Source organism: Cupriavidus agavae (genome assembly GCF_004217045.1).
GTDB lineage: Bacteria > Pseudomonadota > Gammaproteobacteria > Burkholderiales > Burkholderiaceae > Cupriavidus > Cupriavidus agavae.
The window spans coordinates 951,631-972,729 of record NZ_SGXM01000001.1; the positions used below are offsets into that span (position 1 = coordinate 951,631).

At 65.5% G+C, this 21,099-nt stretch carries 17 protein-coding genes; 15 read left to right on the top strand and 2 right to left on the bottom strand.

Translation table 11 applies throughout. The annotated features are described in order from the left end of the window. The first annotated feature begins 45 nt into the window (after positions 1-45). A complete protein-coding gene (locus EV147_RS04340) occupies positions 46-915 on the top strand; it encodes an EI24 domain-containing protein (RefSeq protein WP_130389869.1) in 870 nt (289 codons plus the stop codon). Between the two features lie 12 nt (positions 916-927). After that, the gene (locus tag EV147_RS04345; RefSeq protein WP_130389870.1) at positions 928-1,728 is read left to right on the top strand and encodes a competence/damage-inducible protein A; all 801 of its coding nucleotides are present in this window, start codon (positions 928-930) and stop codon (positions 1,726-1,728) included. Between the two features lie 19 nt (positions 1,729-1,747). Here EV147_RS04345 and EV147_RS04350 read toward each other — a convergent pair whose 3' ends face one another. After that, positions 1,748-2,209 carry a rhodanese-like domain-containing protein gene (locus EV147_RS04350; RefSeq protein WP_130389871.1) on the bottom strand — a complete coding sequence of 154 codons (462 nt, stop codon included), beginning with the start codon at positions 2,207-2,209 and terminating at the stop codon, positions 1,748-1,750. A gap of 531 nt (positions 2,210-2,740) precedes the next feature. Here EV147_RS04350 and EV147_RS04355 point away from each other — a divergent pair. From EV147_RS04355 to ntrC, 4 genes are all read left to right on the top strand, one after another. Next, positions 2,741-4,156 (top strand): 3-hydroxylaminophenol mutase, encoded by a 1,416-nt coding sequence (locus EV147_RS04355; RefSeq protein ID WP_130389872.1) that lies wholly within the window; start codon positions 2,741-2,743, stop codon positions 4,154-4,156. Between the two features lie 184 nt (positions 4,157-4,340). Continuing rightward, positions 4,341-4,868: a DUF4124 domain-containing protein gene (locus tag EV147_RS04360; protein WP_198680207.1), complete on the top strand. Its 528-nt coding sequence runs from the start codon at positions 4,341-4,343 to the stop codon at positions 4,866-4,868. Between the two features lie 5 nt (positions 4,869-4,873). Beyond that, positions 4,874-6,034 carry a nitrogen regulation protein NR(II) gene (gene glnL, locus EV147_RS04365; protein ID WP_130389874.1) on the top strand — a complete coding sequence of 387 codons (1,161 nt, stop codon included), beginning with the start codon at positions 4,874-4,876 and terminating at the stop codon, positions 6,032-6,034. An 85-nt stretch (positions 6,035-6,119) separates the two neighbouring features. Then, positions 6,120-7,670, top strand: a complete 1,551-nt coding sequence (ntrC, locus tag EV147_RS04370; RefSeq protein WP_130391186.1) for a nitrogen regulation protein NR(I) — start codon at positions 6,120-6,122, stop codon at positions 7,668-7,670. A 67-nt stretch (positions 7,671-7,737) separates the two neighbouring features. Here ntrC and EV147_RS04375 read toward each other — a convergent pair whose 3' ends face one another. Further along, on the bottom strand, positions 7,738-8,544 hold the full coding sequence (locus EV147_RS04375; protein WP_130389875.1) for an HAD-IIB family hydrolase: 807 nt from the start codon (positions 8,542-8,544) through the stop codon (positions 7,738-7,740). 206 nt (positions 8,545-8,750) lie between these two features. Here EV147_RS04375 and ugpB point away from each other — a divergent pair, with 206 nt between their 5' ends. From ugpB to zapE, 9 genes are all read left to right on the top strand, one after another. Beyond that, positions 8,751-10,061 (top strand): sn-glycerol-3-phosphate ABC transporter substrate-binding protein UgpB, encoded by a 1,311-nt coding sequence (gene ugpB, locus EV147_RS04380; RefSeq protein WP_130389876.1) that lies wholly within the window; start codon positions 8,751-8,753, stop codon positions 10,059-10,061. Positions 10,062-10,167: 106 nt separating this feature from the next. Further along, positions 10,168-11,049 carry a sn-glycerol-3-phosphate ABC transporter permease UgpA gene (gene ugpA, locus EV147_RS04385; RefSeq protein ID WP_130389877.1) on the top strand — a complete coding sequence of 294 codons (882 nt, stop codon included), beginning with the start codon at positions 10,168-10,170 and terminating at the stop codon, positions 11,047-11,049. A gap of 19 nt (positions 11,050-11,068) precedes the next feature. Next, positions 11,069-11,917 (top strand): sn-glycerol-3-phosphate ABC transporter permease UgpE, encoded by an 849-nt coding sequence (gene ugpE / locus EV147_RS04390; RefSeq protein WP_130389878.1) that lies wholly within the window; start codon positions 11,069-11,071, stop codon positions 11,915-11,917. Between the two features lie 8 nt (positions 11,918-11,925). Continuing rightward, entirely contained in the window at positions 11,926-13,017 is a 1,092-nt protein-coding gene (locus EV147_RS04395) for a sn-glycerol-3-phosphate import ATP-binding protein UgpC (RefSeq protein ID WP_130389879.1), read from the top strand. Then, on the top strand, positions 13,014-13,766 hold the full coding sequence (ugpQ, locus tag EV147_RS04400; protein ID WP_130389880.1) for a glycerophosphodiester phosphodiesterase: 753 nt from the start codon (positions 13,014-13,016) through the stop codon (positions 13,764-13,766). The genes EV147_RS04395 and ugpQ overlap by 4 nt, the downstream gene beginning before the upstream one ends. A 291-nt stretch (positions 13,767-14,057) precedes the next feature. Then, complete coding sequence (locus EV147_RS04405; RefSeq protein WP_130389881.1) at positions 14,058-16,910, top strand: 2-oxoglutarate dehydrogenase E1 component; 2,853 nt, start codon at positions 14,058-14,060, stop codon at positions 16,908-16,910. 97 nt (positions 16,911-17,007) lie between these two features. Then, positions 17,008-18,264 (top strand): 2-oxoglutarate dehydrogenase complex dihydrolipoyllysine-residue succinyltransferase, encoded by a 1,257-nt coding sequence (gene odhB / locus EV147_RS04410; protein WP_130389882.1) that lies wholly within the window; start codon positions 17,008-17,010, stop codon positions 18,262-18,264. Between the two features lie 148 nt (positions 18,265-18,412). Beyond that, on the top strand, positions 18,413-19,837 hold the full coding sequence (gene lpdA / locus EV147_RS04415) for a dihydrolipoyl dehydrogenase (protein ID WP_130389883.1): 1,425 nt from the start codon (positions 18,413-18,415) through the stop codon (positions 19,835-19,837). A 99-nt stretch (positions 19,838-19,936) separates the two neighbouring features. Further along, entirely contained in the window at positions 19,937-21,034 is a 1,098-nt protein-coding gene (gene zapE, locus EV147_RS04420; RefSeq protein WP_130389884.1) for a cell division protein ZapE, read from the top strand. The last annotated feature ends 65 nt before the right edge of the window (positions 21,035-21,099 follow it).

The following is a 21,099-nucleotide window of genomic DNA, read 5'->3' on the forward strand; positions in this document are numbered from 1 at the left end:
AGGCTTTCGTGGCTCTCCCGAACTCTCGAACCGTACCAACGCCGCATGAACGATCTCTTCCGCGCCTTCGGGCGCGCCCTGGTCAGCCAGATGCATCCGCGCATGCTGATGCTGACCGTCATTCCCTTCGTCCTGGCCACCGTGCTCTGGGGCGGCCTGATCTGGTGGGGCTGGGAACCCATCATGGGCACCGCCCGCGCGCTGCTCGAAGGCTCCGTGTTCACCAGCTGGATCTACGCGATGCTCGACTGGCTCGGCCTGCAGTCGCTGCGTACCGTGGTGGCGCCGCTGTTCGTGCTGACGCTGGCCATCCCGCTCGTGATCGCCTCGATGCTGATCTTCATCAGCCTGTTCTCGGTGCCGGCCGTGGTGAAGCACCTGGACCGCAGCTACCCGGACCTGCACAAGGCGCGCGGCGGCAGCATCGCCGGCAGCGTGTTCCAGGCGCTTGGCAATACCGTGGTGTTCCTGCTGCTGATCGTCATCACGCTGCCGCTCTGGCTGATTCCGCCGTTCTTCGCGCTGATTCCGCCGGTGCTGTGGGGCTGGCTGACCTACCGCGTGATGACCTACGACGCGCTGGCCGAGCATGCCACCGCCGAGGAGCGCAAGACGCTGATGAAGCGCCACCGCGTGCCGCTGCTGGCGATCGGCGTGGCGGTGGGGCTGCTGGGCTCGGCGCCCACCTTGCTGTGGGTCTGGTCGGCTGTCATCATCTTCCTGTTCCCGGTCGTGCTGGCCGGCACGCTGTGGCTCTACGTGCTGATCTTCATCTTCTCGGCGCTGTGGTTCGGCCACTTCTGCCTGCGCGCGCTGGCCGACCTGCGCGCCGAACGGGCCGCCGCGGCACCGCCGCCCGCTGTCGACGTGATCGAACTGGCGCCGTCGGACGTGCGCCGCATCGAACCATCCTGAAAGAGAGGCATCATGGGTTTCGGTCTGATTGTCATCGGCGACGAGATTCTCTCGGGCCGTCGCGAAGACAAGCACATGCGCCGCGCCATCGAGTTGCTGGCCGCACGCGGGCTGGCGCTGGACTGGGCGGAATACGTGGGCGACGAGCGCGAGCGCATCACGGCCACGCTGCGCCGCACGTTTGCCGGCCCGGACGTGGTGTTCTGCACGGGCGGCATCGGCGCCACGCCGGACGACCACACGCGCCAGTGCGCGGCGGCGGCGCTGGGCGTGGAACTGGCGCTGCATCCCGAGGCGCGCGAGCAGATTGCGCTGCGCATCGCCGAATCGGCGGAAGGCGACCCGGTCAAGGCTGACCTGGCCCGGCCCGAGAACCAGCACCGCTTCAAGATGGGCGAGTTCCCGGTGGGCGCCCGCATCATCCCGAACAGCTACAACCGCATTCCGGGCTTCTCGGTGGCCGACCACCACTTCATGCCGGGCTTCCCGGTCATGGCCTGGCCGATGATGGAATGGGTGCTCGACCACTACTACACGCACCTGTTCCACCTGGACGCCGAGCAGTCGCGCGCGTTCTACGTGTTCGAGGCGCCCGAATCGACGCTGACGCCGCTGATGGAGCGGGTGCAGGAAGTCTTCCCGGGCATCCGCGTGTTCAGCCTGCCCTCGGTGGGCGACGTCAGCCGTGGTGACCGCTTCGGACGCCGGCACATCGATCTGGGCGTGAAGGGGCCAGCCGGGCTGGTGGCGCCGGCCTACGCGATGCTGCTGGAAGGCGTGCGGGGGATGGGCTTCGAGGTGGTGGAGCAGTAGGGGTCGATCAACCGTTCCCTCAAGCCCCGAACCACGGCAAGCCGCGCACGCACCAGCCTTCCACCGTCTTCCTGTGATGGTTGTCGTCACGCGGGCCTTCGAAGCCCTCCAGCACATCCATGGCGTACTGATAACCGGCCTCGGTGGCCACGCGCGCCGCGTGCTTCGAGCGGGCGGCGCTGCGGCACAGGAACAGGACCGGGGCGTCGGTCGGAATGCGCTGTTTGAGCTGGGTCACGAAGTCAGGATTCTGCGTGCCGCCCGGATAGGTCGACCACTCCACATGGGCGAACTGTTCCTCGGGCACGGCCACGCCGCCCACCCAATCCAGTTCGGCCTGCGTGCGCACGTCGACGAGCACGGCGCGCGGGTCGGCCTGCAGCAGCGCGTAGGCCTCCTGCGGCGTCAGGGCGCCGTAATACGGAAGCTGGCCCTGCTGGCGGTCGTGGGCGGTCTGGAGAAGGCTGTCTCGGGTAGTCATGTTTTCTGACGGAGTCAATGAGAAGACGGGCGGTGTCCGGCGCGGGATGCGCCGGGACAACAACGCCGGCGGGCGGGCGGCAGGGGGCTGGGAAGCGGCCGCGATCGGCGCTATTCTAGCGCGCGGCCGTTGTCGACGGCCCGAGAAATGGCATGGGCGGGCCGCCCGGCGCGAGTGCATCGTTATGGTGCCTGCCGGCTCGGATGGCACCAAGATAGTGCGCTGACTTGAGTTGTGCACTGTTATGGTGTTTCATGAGTGGCGAACCCGGTTTCGCAGCCAGACGCCGTGTGATGCGGCCGGCGCAGCGAAGCGGAGCCCCCGCGTGACGTCGCCCCCTTCGCGGTGCGGCGCGCCCTGACAGTGCACGTTTTTCGGGAAGTCCGTGCGATTGGCGGCCGCGGGGCGACTTCCGTTGGCATGCTTTCTGCTAACATCCCTCGTCCCTTTTGGGTGGCCTGGATCGATTCCCCGATCGGCCGCACAACAATGGCTTTCTCAGACACCGCCTCGAATTTCCAGGAGATAGGCATGGCGCAGAGCGTTGCAGATGTGATGAAGCTCGTGAAGGAAAACGACGTCAAGTTCGTCGACTTCCGTTTCACGGATACCAAGGGCAAGGAACAGCACGTTTCGGTGCCGACGTCGCACTTCGACGAAGACAAGTTCGAAAGCGGCCACGCCTTTGACGGTTCGTCCATCGCCGGCTGGAAGGGTATCGAAGCATCGGACATGCTGCTGATGCCGGACTCGGGTACCGCGTACATCGACCCGTTCTATGAAGAACCGACCCTGGTCCTGACCTGCGACGTGATCGAACCGTCGGACGGCAAGGGCTACGACCGCGACCCGCGCTCGATCGCCAAGCGCGCCGAAGCCTACCTGAAGAGCACCGGCCTGGGCGACACCGCCTTCTTCGGTCCGGAACCCGAGTTCTTCATTTTCGACGGCGTGACCTGGAACATCGACATGCAGGGCTGCTCGGTGAAGATCCAGTCGGAAGAAGCACCGTGGTCGTCGGCCAAGGAATTCGAGCACGGCAACAGCGGCCACCGTCCGGGCAAGAAGGGCGGCTACTTCCCGGTTGCCCCGATCGACACGTTCCAGGACATGCGTTCGGAGATGTGCCTGATCCTGGAATCGCTGGGCATCCCCGTTGAAGTGCACCACCACGAAGTGGCTGGCCAGGGCCAGAACGAAATCGGCACGCGTTTCAGCACGCTGGTGCAGCGCGCCGACTGGACGCAGCTGCAGAAGTACGTGATCCAGAACGTGGCGCACACCTATGGCAAGACCGCCACGTTCATGCCGAAGCCGGTCGTGGGCGACAACGGCTCGGGCATGCACGTGCACCAGTCCGTGTGGAAGGACGGCCAGAACCTGTTCGCGGGCAACGGCTACGCCGGCCTGTCGGAATTCGCGCTGTACTACATCGGCGGCATCATCAAGCACGCCCGCGCGCTGAACGCCATCACCAACCCGGGTACGAACTCGTACAAGCGCCTGGTGCCGGGCTTCGAAGCCCCGGTCAAGCTGGCCTACTCGGCCCGCAACCGCTCGGCCTCGATCCGCATTCCGTACGTGGCCAACCCGAAGGGCCGCCGTATCGAGACGCGCTTCCCGGATCCGCTGATGAACCCGTACCTGGGCTTCTCGGCACTGCTGATGGCTGGCCTGGACGGCGTGATGAACAAGATCCACCCGGGCGAAGCGGCTGACAAGAACCTGTACGACCTGCCGCCGGAAGAAGACGCGAAGATCCCGACCGTCTGCTCGAGCCTCGACCAGTCGCTGGAGTACCTGGACAACGACCGCGAGTTCCTGACGCGCGGCGGTGTGTTCTCGAACTCGATGATCGACGCCTACATCGAACTCAAGATGGAAGAAGTCACGCGTTTCCGCATGACGACTCACCCGATCGAGTTCGACATGTACTACTCGCTGTAAAGCGCGTCGTGCGTTGCCAGGTTGCGACCGGGCAACAGTTGCACCAGGAAGGGGCGGCTTCGGCTGTCCCTTTTTGTTTTGCGGCAGCGTTGATCGCTAGAATGAGGCTCTTTTCCCAACCTTCATGTCGACGTTCATGAAAGCGATTTCCAACCAGACGGACGGCCGCGCCGCCAGCGTGCCGATGCACCAGATGCGGGTGGGTTTCACCATTCTGGTGATGGCCATGGCCGGCGTGCTGGCGGGATGGAGCCTGCCGGCCCCGGCGCAGTCCTCGGATGTCTACCTGTGCAAGGGCGCGGGCGGCGTTCCCGAGTACCGCAACGGCAATCCCGGCAACAGCAAGGACTGCAAGCGCCTGAGCCTGCCCGATGTGGTCACGGTGCCCGGCACCCGGACCAGCGGCGGCACGGCGTCCGGTGGCGCCCGGCCGGCGGCCACGTCGCCGGCGGCGTTCCCCCGCGTGGACAGCGCCACGCAGAAGAGCCGCGACAGCGAGCGCCGTGGCGTGCTGGAGCAGGAACTGCAGAGCGAGGAAGCCCGCCTGGCCGGCCTGCGCGCCGAGTACAACAACGGCGAGCCCGAGCGCCAGGGCGGCGAGCGCAACTATCAGAAATATCTCGATCGCACGGCCAAGCTGCGCGATGACGTGGCCCGCAGCGAGGCCAACGTGGCATCGCTGCGCCGCGAACTGTCGAACCTGAAGGATTGAAGCCCATGCGTCGCCTGATTCGCGGAGTCTCACGCAAGGTCACCGGCGCGGACCGCAGGGAGTCTGCCGCCCCGGAGCCGCGTGAGGCCGAGGTACTGCCGCTGGGCGACGTGGCGTATCACCCGGGCCTCGACGTGGTGGCCAACCCGGTGCTGCTGGTGCGCCAGCCGGGCCTGCGCGTGGTGTACGCCAACCCGGCCGCCGAGGCGAGCTTCGCCGTGTCGCGCAAGGCCATGGTGGAGCTGGCGCTGCCGGACCTGTTCGGCGTGTCGGAAGAGCTTGACGCGATGATCGAGTCGGTCATCGGCCGGCAGGTCGACGTGCGCCGCCAGGACCTGGTGCTGCGCCCGCCGCTGCAGGAGGCGCTGCACGCCCACGTGGTGATCGGCGGCATCGAGGGCAGCGCCAGTACCGTGCTGGTGGAGGTCTTGCCCAACGAGCAGAAGGTCAGGAGCGACCGCGAGGAACGCATCCTGGACCTGACCTCGGCCAACAAGGAACTGATCCGCAACCTGGCGCACGAGATCAAGAATCCGCTCGGCGGCATCCGCGGGGCGGCCCAGTTGCTGGAATTCGAACTGCCCGAGCGGGCGCTGCGCGAGTACACCCAGGTCATCATCAAGGAGTCCGACCGGCTGCAGACGCTGGTGGACCGGCTGCTGGAGCCGCACCGGCATCCGCACATCGTCTCGGAACTCAATATCCACGAGGTGCTGGAGCGCGTGCGCTCGGTGGTGCTGGCCGAGTTCCCGAACGGGCTGGAGATCGTGCGCGACTACGACGCCAGCCTGCCTGACCTGCGCGGCGACATGGAACAGCTGATCCAGGCCGTGCTGAACATCGTCCACAACGCGGCGCAGGCGCTGCACGAACGCATCGCGGCGGGCGATGCCCAGATCGTGCTGCGCACCCGCGTGGCCCGCCAGGTCACGATTGCCAAGCGTTTGTACAAGCTGGCATTGGACTTGCATGTGACAGATAACGGCCCGGGCATCCCCGAGGATATTCGCGAACGCATCTTCTACCCACTGGTGTCGGGCAGGGATGGCGGAAGCGGTCTCGGTCTCACACTCGCTCAAACCTTCGTGCAGCAGCACGAGGGCTTGATCGAATGCGAGAGCCGGCCGGGCTGCACCGACTTCCGTATCCTGCTGCCGCTGCACTGATCGCCGGGCGTTCCACGGCGCCCTGGTGCGCCCGGCGGCGGGTCACACGGGAGACTCCATGACACCGAGCAGACAAGCGACGCACATGAAGCCGATCTGGATAGTCGACGACGATCAATCAATCCGCTGGGTCCTAGAGAAGGCCCTTGCCCGTGAAAGCCTGCTCTCCCGCAGTTTTACCAATGTCCGCGACGTGCTCGCGGCGCTGGAAGAGGACGAGCCGCAAGTCCTGATTTCAGATATCCGCATGCCGGGCGGCTCTGGCCTGGACCTGCTGCAGGCGCTCAAGGCCCGCCACCCCGGCCTGCCGGTCATCGTGATGACCGCCTATTCGGACCTGGACAGCGCCGTGGCCGCGTTCCAGGGCGGGGCGTTCGAATACCTCGCCAAGCCGTTCGACGTCGACAAGGCCGTGGAACTGATCCGCCGGGCGCTCGAAGAGAGCCTGCGCGAGGAGGAGATGGACGACCGGCTCGTCGACGCCCCCGAAATCCTGGGCCAGGCGCCGGCCATGCAGGACGTATTCCGCGCCATCGGGCGACTGTCGCAGTCGAACGTCACGGTGATGATCACGGGCGAGTCCGGCACCGGCAAGGAACTGGTGGCCCGGGCGCTGCACAAGCACAGCCCGCGCGCCAATGGTCCGTTCATCGCGCTGAACACTGCGGCGATTCCGAAGGACCTGCTCGAATCAGAACTGTTCGGCCACGAGCGCGGCGCGTTCACGGGCGCCCAGACGATGCGGCGCGGCCGCTTCGAGCAGGCCGAGGGCGGCACGCTGTTCCTGGACGAAATCGGCGACATGCCGTTCGATCTGCAGACGCGGCTGCTGCGCGTGCTCAGCGACGGCAACTTCTATCGCGTGGGCGGCCATAACCCGCTGCGCGCCAATGTGCGCGTGATTGCCGCCACCCACCAGAACCTGGAAACGCGCGTCAAGGACGGCCTGTTCCGCGAGGATTTGTTCCACCGGCTGAACGTGATCCGGCTGCGCCTGCCGCCGCTGCGCGAGCGTCCCGAGGACATCACGCTGCTGGCGCGCCATTTCCTGCAGAAGAGTGCCAAGGAACTGGGCGTCGAGCCCAAGCGCATGTCCGACGAGGCGCTGGCCTACGTCAGCACGCTGCCGTTCCCCGGCAACGTGCGCCAGCTGGAAAACCTCTGCAACTGGCTGACCGTGATGGCGCCGGCCCAGACCATCGAGGTCAAGGACCTGCCGCGCGAGATGATCGGCACGGGGCAGGGCGAGGGCCAGCCGCTGGCGCGGCCCGTGGTAGCCGAGCTGCGCGGCGGCGAGTACGACGCGCTGGATACCTCGGACTACGGCCAGGCCGGCGACAGCGACACGATGGTGGCCACGCGCCCGCCGGCGGTCATGCCCGGGCAAACCGCCGCGCCGGTCTTTGCCGCGCCGGCGCTGGCGCAAAGCTGGGAGAACCTGCTGGCCGGAGAAGCCAGGACCATGCTGGAGGCCGGACAGCCCGAAGTGATGGACCTGCTGACACGGCGGTTTGAAAAGGCCGTTCTGGAAGCGGCGCTCGGCGTCACGCGCGGCCGCCGGGTGGAAGCCGCGACGCGGCTCGGAATTGGACGAAATACGATTACCCGGAAGCTGCAGGAGTTGGGGTTTGATTGAGTGATGTGAATTCACTCATTGTTGTCTCCCCTCTCCCGCCGTGCGGGAGAGGGGAGCAAACCAGCAGTTATTGAAGCCCTCGCGCCCGCAGCAGCCTCTCCGCCATCTCCGCGAATCCCTCTCCACCCGCCGCATCCGTGATGTAAGCAGGCTTCATCGGCAGCTTGTCGAGAATGTCCCGGACATTGGCCACGCCTACCGACAGCGGGAAATGTCCGAACATTGCCACGTCATTGGCCGAGTCGCCGATGAACAGCCATTCGTCGCGGTTCGCGTCGACCTCGTCCCCAAGCAGTTCCTTCACGCACAGCCGGCTCATCGACAGCTTGTCGTGCCGCCCGAACCAGCCATTGACGTGGATCGAGCTGACCGTGGCGGTCATGCCGGCGTCGCGCATCATCGTGGCGATCCGCTCCACGGCGGCCGGGGGCAGCGGGGCCACGTCCTCGGCATGGTCGATGGCCAGGTCGGCGGCGTGCCACGCCTGGTCCGACGCCAGCGCGCAGCCGGGCACCTCGCGCAGGATTTCCTGGCCCAGCGCGTGGATGCGATACAGGTTGGCGTCGCGCGTGGCGGCATCGTCCAGGAAGCGCGTCACGAGCTTGTTATCGACAAGATGTGAATAGAAGGCCCCGTTTTCGCCGATGATTGCATCCACGGGCCACAGCCGCACCAGGATCTCGGCCCACGCGATGCAGCGGCCGGTGACCGGAATCACATGCAGGCCGGCGCGTGCCAGGCGGTCCAGCGCGAGGTAGGTCGGGGCCGGCAGCCGGCCGTCGGTGGTCAGCGTGCCGTCGATGTCGGTCAGGATGCCGCGCACGCGGCGGAGCGCGGCGTCGGGAAGCGAGGCGAAGGGAATCGGTACGGTCATGGCGGCGCATTGTAGCCGCCGCCGCCCCGGCGCGGCGTCCGCCGTTGCCGCGCGTCAATATGCCGCAACATTCTCGCCGGCAAGAGGGGTTTGCCCTGTTTTCCATGACAGAGAGGGGGCGTAACATGCCTGTCACAAAAAATGCATACAGTCGGTCGCTTTTTCAAGAAAATCGCGGACCGAACCAGCCTCAGGAGAAACGCCCGATGTCCATGCCACGCACCGTGTTGAAGTTCGCCGCCGTTGCCAGCCTCGCGCTGGCCGGCACCGCCCACGCCGCCGTCGAGATCCAGTGGTGGCACGCCATGGCGGGGGCGCTGAACGACAAGGTCAACGAGATCGCCACCAAGTTCAACGCCAGCCAGTCCGAGTACAAGATCGTGCCGGTCAACAAGGGGAACTACGACGAAGCCATGGCGGCCGGCATCGCGGCCTTCCGCGCGGGCAGCGCCCCGGCCATCCTGCAGGTGTTCGAAGTCGGCACGGCCACGATGATGAGCGCCAAGGGCGCCATCAAGCCCGTCTCCGTGGTGATGAAGGACGCCGGCGAGAAGTTCGACCAGAAGGCCTACATCCCGGCCGTGGCCGGTTACTACACCTCGTCCAAGGGCGAGATGCTGTCGTTCCCGTTCAACAGCTCGACCACGGTCTTCTATTACAACAAGGACGCCTTCAAGAAGGCCGGCCTGAACGAAGCCCCGAAGACCTGGCCCGAAGTGATGCAGTATTCGGCCAAGCTCAAGGCGGCCGGCGTGAACTGTGCCTACACCACCGACTGGCAGAGCTGGGTGCACCTGGAAAGCTTCTCGGCCTGGCACAACACGCTGTTCGCGACCAAGAACAACGGCTTCGGCGGCACCGACGCCCGCCTGGTGTTCAACAGCCCGCTGCACGTCAAGCACATCACCAACCTGCAGGACATGGTCAAGAAAGGCTACTTCAGCTACGGCGGCCGCAAGGCGGAGTCGCAGGCCAAGTTCTATAACGGCGAGTGCGCGATGTTCACGGGCTCGTCGGCCTCGCTCGCCAACATTCGTAAAAACGCCAAATTCCAGTTCGGCGTGGCCCAGTTGCCGTACTACGCCGATGTGCAGGGCGCCCCGCAGAACACGATCATCGGCGGCGCATCGCTGTGGGTAATGGGCGGCAAGAAGGCCGAGGAGTACAAGGGCGTGGCCAAGTTCTTCACGTTCCTGTCCAAGCCTGACATCCAGGCCGACTGGCACCAGGCCACCGGCTACCTGCCGCTGACGATGGAAGCCTACGAGCTGACGAAGAAGTCGGGCTACTACGACAAGAACCCGGGCGCCGACGTCTCTGTGCAGCAGATGATCGTCAAGACCACTGACAAGTCGCGCGGCGTGCGCCTGGGCAACCTGGTGCAGATCCGCACGGTCATCGACGAGGAACTCGAAGCGGTGTGGGCCGGCAAGAAGGAGCCGAAGGCGGCGCTCGACGCAGCCATCGCCCGTGGCAACGAGCAACTGGAGCGCTTCCAGAAGACCGCGAAGGAATAAGGTCCGCGGGGTCGGAAAACCCTGAAACCTGAAGCGGGCGGCGGCCACTACCGTCGCCCGCTTGCGTTGTGGTATCGGAATCGGAATCGGATCGGGAATCCCGAAGATGGAAAAACGCGTAGTGTTCCGGTCGCCGTGGCTGCCGTATCTGCTGGTGTTGCCGCAGATCGTCATCACGCTGGTCTTTTTCTTCCTGCCGGCCGGGCAGGCGCTGTGGCAGTCGCTGCTGCAGCAGGATGCCTTCGGCATCAACCTCGACTTCGTCGGGCTCGACAACTTCGTGACGCTCTGGAAGGACCCGCAGTACGTGGAGTCGTTCCAGATCACCGGCATGTTTGCGGTGGGCGTGACCGTGGTGGGGCTGTCGGTGGCGCTGCTGCTGGCCTACTTCGCCGACCGGGTGGTGCGCGCCGCCACCGGCTACAAGACGCTGCTGATCTGGCCGTACGCAGTGGCCCCGGCCATGGCCGGCGTGCTCTGGATGTTCATGTTCAACCCGACGCTCGGCGTGGTCTCGTACGCGCTGCGGGCGATGGGCGTGGACTGGAACTTCCTGCTCAACGGCAACCAGGCGCTGCTGCTCGTGGTGCTGGCCGCCGCCTGGAAGCAGATCAGCTACAACTTCCTGTTCTTCCTGGCGGGATTGCAGAGCATTCCGAAATCGCTGATCGAGGCGGCTGCCATTGACGGGGCGGGGCCGTGGAAGCGCTTCTGGTCCATCGTATTTCCTTTACTTTCGCCGACCACGTTCTTCCTGCTGGTCATCAACGTGGTCTACGCGTTCTTCGATACCTTCGCGATCATCGACGCCGTGACCCATGGCGGCCCGTTCAACTCGACCAATACGCTGGTCTACAAGGTGTTCCATGACGGCTTCCGGGGCATGGACATCGGCGGCTCGGCGGCCCAGTCGGTGGTGCTGATGGTGATCGTGATCGCGCTGACCGTGGTGCAGTTCCGCTTCGTGGAACGCAAGGTCCAGTACTGACAGGCACAGGAGAAACGCAATGGTAGAACGTCGTCCTGTACTGGACTTCATCACCCACCTGGTGCTGATCCTCGGCATCGTGGTGGTGGCATTCCCGGTGTACCTGACCTTCGTGGCGTCCACGCTGACCGCCGAGCAGGTGCTCGACGCGCCGATGACGCTGCTGCCGGGCAGCCACCTGATCGAGAACTATCGCACGGTGCTGTTCCAGGGCGTCGGCGAGGCCGCGTCGCCGGTCTCCACGATGATGAAGAACAGCCTGATCATGGCGCTCGGCATCGCGATCGGGAAGATTGCCATCTCGATCATCTCGGCTTTTGCAATCGTGTATTTCCGATTTCCGCTGCGCAAGACGTTCTTCTGGATGATCTTCATCACGCTGATGCTGCCGGTGGAAGTGCGGATCCTGCCTACCTACAAGGTGGTGTCGGATCTCGGCATGCTGGACAGCTACTTCGGCCTGACCATCCCGATCATCGCCTCGGCCACGGCCACGTTCCTGTTCCGCCAGTTCTTCCTGACGATTCCCGACGAACTGGCCGAGGCTGCGCGCATCGACGGCGCCGGCCCGCTGCGGTTCTTCTGGGACGTGGTGCTGCCGCTCTCGCGCACCAGCATCGCGGCGCTGTTCGTGATCCAGTTCATCTACGGCTGGAACCAGTATCTCTGGCCGCTGCTGATCACCACGCAGAAATCGATGACGCCGGTGGTGGTGGGCGTGACGCAGATGGTGTCGCGCTCGGGCGATGCCGCCACGGACTGGAACCTCGTGATGGCCACGGTGATGCTGGCGATGGTCCCGCCGGCGGTGGTCGTGATCCTGATGCAACGCTGGTTCGTCAAGGGCCTCGTGGAAACGGAAAAATAAGGTCAAGCATGGCAAAGCTGTCTCTACGCAACGTACAGAAAACCTACGCCGGCGGCACCCAGGTGGTGCATGGCATCGACATGGAGATTGCCGACGGCGAGTTCATCGTGATCGTCGGCCCGTCCGGCTGCGGCAAGTCCACGCTGCTGCGCATGGTGGCCGGCCTCGAAACGATTACCGGTGGCGAGGTGCATATCGGCGAGAAGGTCGTCAATGACCTGGAGCCGGCGGGGCGCGATATCGCCATGGTGTTCCAGAACTACGCGCTCTATCCGCACATGAGCGTCTACGACAACATGGCCTACGGACTCAAGATCCGGGGCATGTCCAAGGCCGAGATCGAGCAGCGCGTGAAGCACGCGGCCGGCATCCTGGAACTGGCGCCGCTGCTGGAGCGCAAGCCGCGCATGCTGTCGGGCGGCCAGCGCCAGCGCGTGGCCATGGGCCGTGCCATCGTGCGCGAGCCGGCGGTCTTCCTGTTCGACGAGCCGCTGTCCAATCTCGACGCCAAGCTGCGCGTGCAGATGCGCCTCGAACTCAAGGAACTGCACCGCCGCCTGCGCACGACCAGCCTCTACGTGACGCACGACCAGGTGGAGGCCATGACGCTGGCGGACCGCATGATGGTGCTCAACGGCGGCCGGGTCGAGCAGATCGGCACGCCGCTCGACGTCTATGCCAGGCCGGCCAGCACGTTCGTGGCCAGCTTCATCGGCTCGCCGCCGATGAACCTGGTGCCCGTGGTGCGCAGCGGCGCGCAGATGCGCGTGGTGCCGAAGGACGGGCAGGGCGGGGAAGCCACGCTCGGCCATCTGCCGATGGGGCTGCACCTGCCCGAGCAGGCGCTGCTGGGGCTGCGGCCCGAGCACGTGGAGCCGTGCGCGGCGCACGACGCCATCGCCGAGGTCGAGGTGCGCGTGGTCGAGGCGCTCGGCGCCGATTCCTACGCCTACGGCACCCTCGGCGGCCAGCCGATCGTGGTCCGGCTCGACAGCCATATGCCGGTGCGCGCCGGCGACAAGCTGCCGATCACGGCCTCGGCCGACCACCTGCACTTCTTCGACACGCAGAGCGGCAAGCGGATCGAGGCGCTGGCATGACCGAAGCGGCCTGGCCCTATCCGCGCCACATCGCCCATCGCGGCGCCGGCAAGCTGGCGCCCGAGAACACGCTGGCCGCGTTCCGGCATGGCGCGTCCTTCGGCTACCGGATGTTCGAGTTCGACGTGAAGCTGTCCGGCGACGGCAAGGCGGTGCTCATGCATGACGCCACGCTGGACCGCACCACCTCGGGCAGTGGCCGCGTCGATGCCCTGGCATTGGGCGAACTGGCCGCGCTCGATGCCGGCAGCTGGCACGGCCCCGCATTCGCGGGCGAACCGGTGCCGACGCTGGCGGCCATCGCCCGCTACACGCAGGCCAACGGCTTCCTGGTCAACATCGAGATCAAGCCGGTGCCCGGAGCCGAGTACCGGACCGGCGCTGCGGTGGCGCTTGATGCACTTTCGTTGTGGAAGGACGCGGCGGTGCCGCCGCTGCTCTCGTCGTTCTCCGAAACCGCGCTCGAAGCGGCCCGGCTGGCCGCGCCCGGACTGCCGCGCGCACTGCTGCTCGACAGGCTGCCGCCGGACTGGCTCGGGCGCCTGCACCGGCTGGGATGCGTGGCGCTGGATGCCAACCACCGCGAACTCGACGCGGCGGTCATCGGCCAGGCCCATGCGGCCGGGTTCAAGGTGCTGTGCTACACGGTCAACGACCCGGCCCGCGCGGCCGACCTGCTGGACTGGGGCCTGGACGGGCTGATTACCGATGCGGTGGACACCATCGCGCCGGATCGTACGGGCGCCTGATCAAAGTGTCTCGATTTTGCATCACGAAAAGTCCCCACTGTCGATGGGATATCGTGCTATTCTTTTGCGAGTGAAGACTTAGGTCCTTCCCCGCACAACTGGCCCTTTCGGGTCTGGCGGTGAGGCCGAAGACCAACGGCACCCCGGGGCGACCCGCCGGTGCCGTTCGTTCAAGGTGTCACGGTTGGAACCCCCAAGAGTTGTTTGCAATCCGCTAACCGGTCAAGCCGTGTCGCGGAAGGTTGATGAACCCGCTTAACTCCGGCAGACCCGGAGAATAGTGAGCGCCCCATGATGCAGCAGTATCAGAGCAATTCGTACCTCTTCGGCGGCAACGCCCCCTATGTGGAAGAGCTGTACGAGGCCTATCTCCAGAATCCCAGCTCGGTTCCCGACAACTGGCGCGCGTATTTCGACGCGATGCAGAATGTCCCGGCTGTGGACGGTTCCAACGCCCGCGACATCCCCCACGCACCGATCGTTGCCTCGTTCGCCGAGCGCGCCAAGCAGGGCCCCATCAAGACCATCGTTGCCTCGGCCGATTCCGACATGGGCCGCAAGCGCGTCGCTGCCACCCAGCTGATCGCCGCCTATCGCAACATCGGTTCGCACTGGGCCGATCTCGATCCGCTCAAGCGCCAGGAGCGTCCGCCCCTGCCTGACCTGGATCCGGCGTTCTACGGCTTCTCCGAGGCCGACCTCGACATCGTCTTCAATGCCAGCAACACGTACTTCGGCAAGGAGTCGATGAGCCTGCGCGAGCTGCTCAACAACCTGCGCGAGACCTACTGCGGCACCATCGGCGCCGAGTTCATGTACGTGAGCGACCAGGCGCAGAAGCGCTGGTGGCAGGAGCGCCTGGAAACCACGCGTTCCAAGCCCGTGTTCACGCTGGAGAAGAAGAAGCACATCCTCGACCGCCTGACCGCGGCCGAAGGCCTGGAGCGCTTCCTCCATACGAAGTACGTCGGCCAGAAGCGCTTCTCGCTGGAAGGCGGCGAAAGCTTCATCGCCGCGATGGACGAGATGATCCAGCACGCCGGCTCGAAGGGCGTGCAGGAAATCGTGATCGGCATGGCCCACCGTGGCCGCCTGAACGTGCTGGTCAACACGCTGGGCAAGATGCCGGCGGACCTGTTCGCCGAGTTCGAAGGCAAGCACGTCGACGACCTGCCGGCCGGTGACGTGAAGTACCACAAGGGCTTCTCGAGCGATGTCTCGACCGAAGGCGGCCCGGTTCACCTGTCGCTCGCGTTCAACCCGTCGCACCTGGAAATCGTCAACCCGGTGGTGGAAGGCTCGTCCAAGGCGCGCCAGGAACGCCGCGGCGACGTGGGCCACAAGGAAGTGCTGCCGGTGCAGGTGCACGGCGACGCGGCCTTCGCCGGCCAGGGCGTGGTGATGGAAACCCTGAACCTCGCGCAGACCCGTGGCTACGGCACGGGCGGCACGATGCACATCGTCATCAACAACCAGATCGGCTTCACGACCTCGGACCCGCGCGACGCGCGTTCGACGCTGTATTGCACGGACGTGGTCAAGATGATCGAGGCGCCGGTGCTGCACGTGAACGGCGACGACCCCGAAGCCGTGGTGTACGCCATGCAGCTGGCCGTTGACTTCCGCATGGAATTCAACAAGGACGTCGTGGTCGACATCATCTGTTTCCGCAAGCTGGGCCACAACGAGCAGGACACGCCTGCCATGACCCAGCCGCTGATGTACAAGAAGATTTCCCAGCATCCGGGTACGCGCAAGCTGTACGCCGACAAGCTGGTGGCGCAGAACCTGACCCCGGCCGAGTTCGGCGACGACAAGGTCAAGGAATACCGCGCCGCGATGGATGCGGGCAAGCACACGGCCGATCCGGTCCTGTCGAACTTCAAGAACAAGTTCGCCGTGGACTGGATGCCGTTCCTGAACCGCAAGTGGACCGACGCCGCCGACACCGCCGTGCCGGTGACCGAACTCAAGCGCCTGGCCGAGCGGATCACGACAATCCCCGAACACCTGAAGCTGCACCCGCTGGTGGACAAGGTCATCAAGGACCGCGCCAACATGGGCCGTGGCGACCAGATGCTGGACTGGGGCATGGGTGAGCACCTGGCCTTCGCCTCGCTGGTGGCCTCGGGCTACCCGGTCCGTATCACGGGCCAGGATGCCGGCCGTGGCACGTTCACGCACCGCCACGCCGTGCTGCACGACCAGGGCCGCGAGCGCTGGGATGCCGGTTCGTACGTGCCGCTGCAGAACGTGTCGGACAACCAGGCGCCGTTCACGGTGATCGACTCGGTGCTGTCCGAAGAAGCCGTGCTCGGCTTCGAATACGGCTACTCGACCGCCGAACCGAACGCGCTGGTGATCTGGGAAGCCCAGTTCGGCGACTTCGTCAACGGCGCCCAGGTGGTGATCGACCAGTTCATCTCGTCCGGCGAAGTGAAGTGGGGCCGCGCCTCGGGCCTGACGATGATGCTGCCGCACGGCTACGAAGGCCAGGGTCCGGAACACAGCTCGGCCCGTATCGAGCGTTTCCTGCAGCTTTGCGCCGACCACAACATGCAGGTTGTCCAGCCGACCACGCCGGCCCAGATCTTCCACCTGCTGCGCCGCCAGATGATCCGTCTGTTCCGCAAGCCGCTGGTGATCATGACGCCGAAGTCGCTGCTGCGCAGCAAGGACGCCGTGTCGCCGCTGTCCGATCTGGCCAAGGGCCATTTCGAGACCGTGATCCCCGATCACGAGGAACTGAACGCCAGCAAGGTCAAGCGCGTGATCATGTGCTCGGGCAAGGTCTACTACGACCTGGTCAACACGCGCAAGGAACGCGAGATCACCGACACGGCGATCATCCGTCTGGAACAGCTGTACCCGTTCCCGCACAAGGCCGTGGCCGCGGAACTCAAGAAGTACTCCGGCGCGACCGAAATCGTGTGGTGCCAGGACGAGCCGCAGAACCAGGGCGCCTGGTTCTTCGTCCAGCACTACATCATGGAAAACATGACGGAAGGCCAGAAGCTCGGTTATGCCGGTCGTCCCGCCTCGGCTTCGCCGGCGGTGGGCTACTACGCAAAGCACAACGAGCAACAGAAGGCGCTGCTGGACGCAGCGTTCTCGAAGCTCAAGGGCTTTGTTCTGACCAAGTAATTCGTTGGCGCCCCGCACGCGGCCCGAAAGAGGTTGCCGCGGCGGGGTGGCCTGCCTGATACGAAACACAACGCATACATCGAGGAATTAACCAACCATGGCTATTGTTGACGTCAAGGTTCCGCAACTGTCTGAATCGGTCGCCGAAGCGACCATGCTGAACTGGAAGAAGAAGCCGGGCGAAGCCGTTGCCCAGGACGAGATCCTGATCGAGATCGAGACGGACAAGGTCGTGCTGGAAGTGCCCGCCCCGTCGGCCGGCGTGCTGTCGCAAGTGATCAAGAACGACGGCGACACCGTCGTGGCCGATGAAATCATCGCCAAGATCGACACCGAAGCCACCGCAGGCGCCGCCGCTCCGGCCGCCGCCGCTCCGGCACCCGCCGCAGCCGCCCCGGCTCCGGCCGCCGCTGCTCCCGCAGCCGCTTCGGCTGGCGGCATCGCCATGCCGTCGGCTGCCAAGCTGATGGCCGAAGGTGGCCTGTCGGCTTCGCAGGTTGCCGGCACGGGCAAGGACGGCCGCATCACCAAGGGTGACGTGCTGGCCGCCGGCTCGGCTCCGGCCCCGGCCGCCAAGGCCGCCCCGGCTCCGGCCGCCGCCAAGCCGGCCCTGCCGCAGGTGTCGGCCCAGGTCGACTTCGCCGCGCTGGGCGACCGCCCGGAAGAGCGCGTGCCGATGAGCCGCCTGCGCGCCCGTATCGCCGAGCGCCTGATCCAGTCGCAATCGACCAACGCCATCCTGACCACGTTCAACGAAGTGAACATGAAGCCGGTGATGGACCTGCGCGCCAAGTACAAGGACCGCTTCGAGAAGGAACATGGCGTGAAGCTGGGCTTCATGTCGTTCTTCGTGAAGGCGGCCGTGCACGCGCTGAAGAAGTACCCGATCATCAACGCTTCGGTCGACGGCAACGACATCCTGTACCACGGCTACTTCGACATCGGTATCGCCGTGGGCTCGCCGCGCGGCCTGGTGGTGCCGATCCTGCGCAACGCCGACCAGATGAGCCTGGCCGACATCGAGAAGAAGATCGCCGAGTTCGGCGCCAAGGCCCGTGACGGCAAGCTGTCGCTGGACGAGCTGACCGGCGGTACGTTCTCGATCTCGAATGGCGGTACGTTCGGCTCGATGCTGTCGACCCCGATCATCAACCCGCCGCAATCGGCCATCCTGGGCGTGCACGCCACCAAGGACCGCGCCGTGGTGGAAGACGGCCAGATCGTGATCCGTCCGATGAACTACCTGGCCATGTCCTATGACCACCGCATCATCGACGGCCGCGAAGCCGTCCTGGGCCTGGTGGCCATGAAGGAAGCGCTGGAAGATCCGGCCCGCCTGCTGCTGGACCTGTAAGCGGTCCCACTCCCGGACAGACCTCGGTCTTTCGTTTGTCGTCGTCCCCGCGCTCCGGCGCGGGGACCCGGCCAGTGCATCGCCCGGTGCGATGCGCCCGGACGTCTGCCTTCCCCGGCGGACCTGACGTGCCAAAGAGATATTTCCCATGAGCAAACAATTCGACGTGCTGGTGATCGGCGCCGGCCCCGGCGGTTACATCGCCGCCATTCGCGCTGCCCAGCTGGGCCTGAACGTGGCCTGCCTGGAAGGCAATGCCTATGACGATCCGAAGGGCGAAGCCCGCCTCGGCGGCACCTGCCTGAACGTGGGCTGCATCCCGTCCAAGGCGCTGCTGGCTTCCTCGGAGGAGTTCGAGAACGCTTCGCACCACCTGGCCGACCACGGCATCACCGTGGGCGACATCAAGGTCGACGTGGCCAAGATGCTCAAGCGCAAGGACGACATCGTCGGCAAGATGACCAAGGGCATCGAGTTCCTGTTCCGCAAGAACAAGATCACGCTGTTCAAGGGCTACGGCAAGTTCGCCGGCAAGGCCGCCGAAGGCTTCCAGGTGGAAGTCAACGGCGAGACGCTGACCGCCAGGCAGGTGATCGTTGCCACGGGTTCGAAGGCACGCCACCTGCCGGGCATCACCGTCGACAACAAGCTGATCAGCGACAACGAAGGCGCCCTGAAGTACGACTCGGTGCCGAAGAAGCTGGGCGTGATCGGCGCCGGCGTGATCGGCCTGGAGCTGGGTTCGGTGTGGCGCCGCCTTGGTGCCGACGTGACCGTGCTGGAAGCGCTGCCCGCGTTCCTGGGCGCCGCCGACGAAGGCGTGGCCAAGGAAGCGCAGAAGCTGCTGACCAAGCAGGGCCTGAAGTTCAACCTTGGCGTCAAGGTCAACGAAGTCAAGGCCGGCAAGGACAATGTCACGGTCAACTACACGGACAAGGACGGAAAAGAACAGACGCTCGAAGTCGATCGCCTGATCGTATCGGTCGGTCGCGTGCCGAACACCGACAACCTGAACCTGGAAGCCGTTGGCCTGGGCGTGGACCAGCGCGGTTTCATCGAGGTGGACGACCACTGCCAGACCAAGGTGCCGGGCATCTGGGCGATTGGTGACGTGGTGCGTGGCCCGATGCTGGCGCACAAGGCCGAAGACGAAGGCGTGGCCGTGGCCGAGCGTATCGTCGGCCAGAAGCCGCACATCGATTTCAACACGGTGCCGTGGGTCATCTACACGTTCCCGGAAATCGCCTGGGTTGGCAAGACCGAGCAGCAGCTCAAGGCCGAAGGCCGCGCCTACAAGTCGGGCCAGTTCCCGTTCATGGCCAACGGCCGTGCGCTGGGCATGGGCGCCGCGGACGGCTTCGTCAAGATGCTGGCCGACGCCAAGACCGACGAGATCCTGGGCGTGCACATCGTGGCGGCCAACGCCTCGGACCTGATCGCCGAAGCCGTGGTGGCGATGGAGTTCAAGGCAGCAAGCGAGGACATCGGCCGCGTTTGCCACCCGCACCCGTCGATGTCGGAAGTCATGCGCGAAGCCGCGCTGGCCGTCGACAAGCGTCAGCTGAACATGTAATGCCCGTGTTCACCTTGCGGTGAACCCCCGGCGCGCCGCGAAATCCGTGGCGCGCCGTTTTCGCTTCAAAGCCCCCCGTATTCCCGTAGGCCCCCAACGATGAACGTCACCGAGTTTTACGAGCAGGAACTCAAGCAGCGCGGCTACCAGTCCGACGAGGCGCAACTGCGCGCCGTGGCCCGGCTGCAGCAATGCTACGACGAATGGGTGGCCTACAAGAGCCGCCGGAACAACACGCTCAAGAAGTGGCTGGTCCACCCCGACGTTCCGAAGGGCGTCTACATGTGGGGTGGGGTCGGGCGCGGCAAGTCGTTCCTGATGGACAGCTTCTACTCCTGCGTGCCCGTGGTGCGCAAGACGCGCCTGCACTTCCACGAATTCATGCGCGAGGTGCACCGCGAACTGGAAGAACTGCGCGGCCGGCCCGATCCGCTCGACGAACTGGCCAAACGCATCGCGCGCCGTTTCCGGCTGATCTGCTTCGACGAGTTCCACGTCAGCGACGTGGCCGACGCCATGATGCTGCACCGGCTGCTGCAGCAACTGTTCGACAATGGCGTGCAGTTCGTGATGACCTCGAACTACCGCCCGGACCTGCTGTACCCGGACGGCCTGCACCGCGACCGCGTGCTGCCGGCCATCGCGCTGCTGCAGACCAGGCTCGACGTGCTCAACGTGGACGCCGGGATCGACTACCGCAAGCGGGCGCTGGAGCAGGTGGAGGCGTACCACACGCCGCTGAACCGTGAAGCCAGCGCCGCGCTGCGCGATGCCTTCACGGGCATCGCCGGTACCGCCGACGAATCGCCAATTCTCCATATCGAGCACCGCGAGATCAAGGCGCTGCGCAAGGCCAACGGCGTGGTCTGGTTCGATTTCGCCACGCTGTGCGGCGGGCCGCGCTCGCAGAACGACTATCTCGAAATCGCCTCGCAGTTCCATACCGTGATTCTCTCGGACGTGCCGAAGATGACGCCGCGCATGTCGTCCGAGGCGCGCCGCTTCACGTGGGTCATCGACGTGTTCTACGACCACAAGGTCAAGCTGCTGATGTCAGCCGAGGTGCCGGCCGACGAGCTGTACACCGAAGGCCAGATGGCTGGCGAGTTCCATCGCACGGTGTCGCGGATCATCGAAATGCAGTCGCGCGAGTACCTGGAATCCGAACGGCGGGTGATGGACACATCGCTGACCTGACCCGCCGCATGGCCAGCGTCGTGGCGCGCTGGCCGGCAGTCGGGAAGTATTCGCGCAGGTCGTTT

Excerpts from the sequence above, each read along its gene's own strand:
- ugpQ (WP_130389880.1), top strand. The coding sequence starts at position 13,014 with ATGACCGAAGCGGCCTGGCCCTATCCGCGCCACATCGCCCATCGCGGC.
- odhB (WP_130389882.1), top strand. The coding sequence starts at position 17,008 with ATGGCTATTGTTGACGTCAAGGTTCCGCAACTGTCTGAATCGGTCGCC.
- EV147_RS04340 (WP_130389869.1), top strand. The coding sequence starts at position 46 with ATGAACGATCTCTTCCGCGCCTTCGGGCGCGCCCTGGTCAGCCAGATG.
- ugpA (WP_130389877.1), top strand. The coding sequence starts at position 10,168 with ATGGAAAAACGCGTAGTGTTCCGGTCGCCGTGGCTGCCGTATCTGCTG.
- EV147_RS04350 (WP_130389871.1), bottom strand. The coding sequence starts at position 2,209 with ATGACTACCCGAGACAGCCTTCTCCAGACCGCCCACGACCGCCAGCAG.
- EV147_RS04345 (WP_130389870.1), top strand. The coding sequence starts at position 928 with ATGGGTTTCGGTCTGATTGTCATCGGCGACGAGATTCTCTCGGGCCGT.
- EV147_RS04360 (WP_198680207.1), top strand. The coding sequence starts at position 4,341 with ATGCACCAGATGCGGGTGGGTTTCACCATTCTGGTGATGGCCATGGCC.
- glnL (WP_130389874.1), top strand. The coding sequence starts at position 4,874 with ATGCGTCGCCTGATTCGCGGAGTCTCACGCAAGGTCACCGGCGCGGAC.
- lpdA (WP_130389883.1), top strand. The coding sequence starts at position 18,413 with ATGAGCAAACAATTCGACGTGCTGGTGATCGGCGCCGGCCCCGGCGGT.
- EV147_RS04375 (WP_130389875.1), bottom strand. The coding sequence starts at position 8,544 with ATGACCGTACCGATTCCCTTCGCCTCGCTTCCCGACGCCGCGCTCCGC.
- zapE (WP_130389884.1), top strand. The coding sequence starts at position 19,937 with ATGAACGTCACCGAGTTTTACGAGCAGGAACTCAAGCAGCGCGGCTAC.
- ugpE (WP_130389878.1), top strand. The coding sequence starts at position 11,069 with ATGGTAGAACGTCGTCCTGTACTGGACTTCATCACCCACCTGGTGCTG.
- EV147_RS04355 (WP_130389872.1), top strand. The coding sequence starts at position 2,741 with ATGGCGCAGAGCGTTGCAGATGTGATGAAGCTCGTGAAGGAAAACGAC.
- EV147_RS04395 (WP_130389879.1), top strand. The coding sequence starts at position 11,926 with ATGGCAAAGCTGTCTCTACGCAACGTACAGAAAACCTACGCCGGCGGC.
- ntrC (WP_130391186.1), top strand. The coding sequence starts at position 6,120 with ATGAAGCCGATCTGGATAGTCGACGACGATCAATCAATCCGCTGGGTC.
- ugpB (WP_130389876.1), top strand. The coding sequence starts at position 8,751 with ATGTCCATGCCACGCACCGTGTTGAAGTTCGCCGCCGTTGCCAGCCTC.
- EV147_RS04405 (WP_130389881.1), top strand. The coding sequence starts at position 14,058 with ATGATGCAGCAGTATCAGAGCAATTCGTACCTCTTCGGCGGCAACGCC.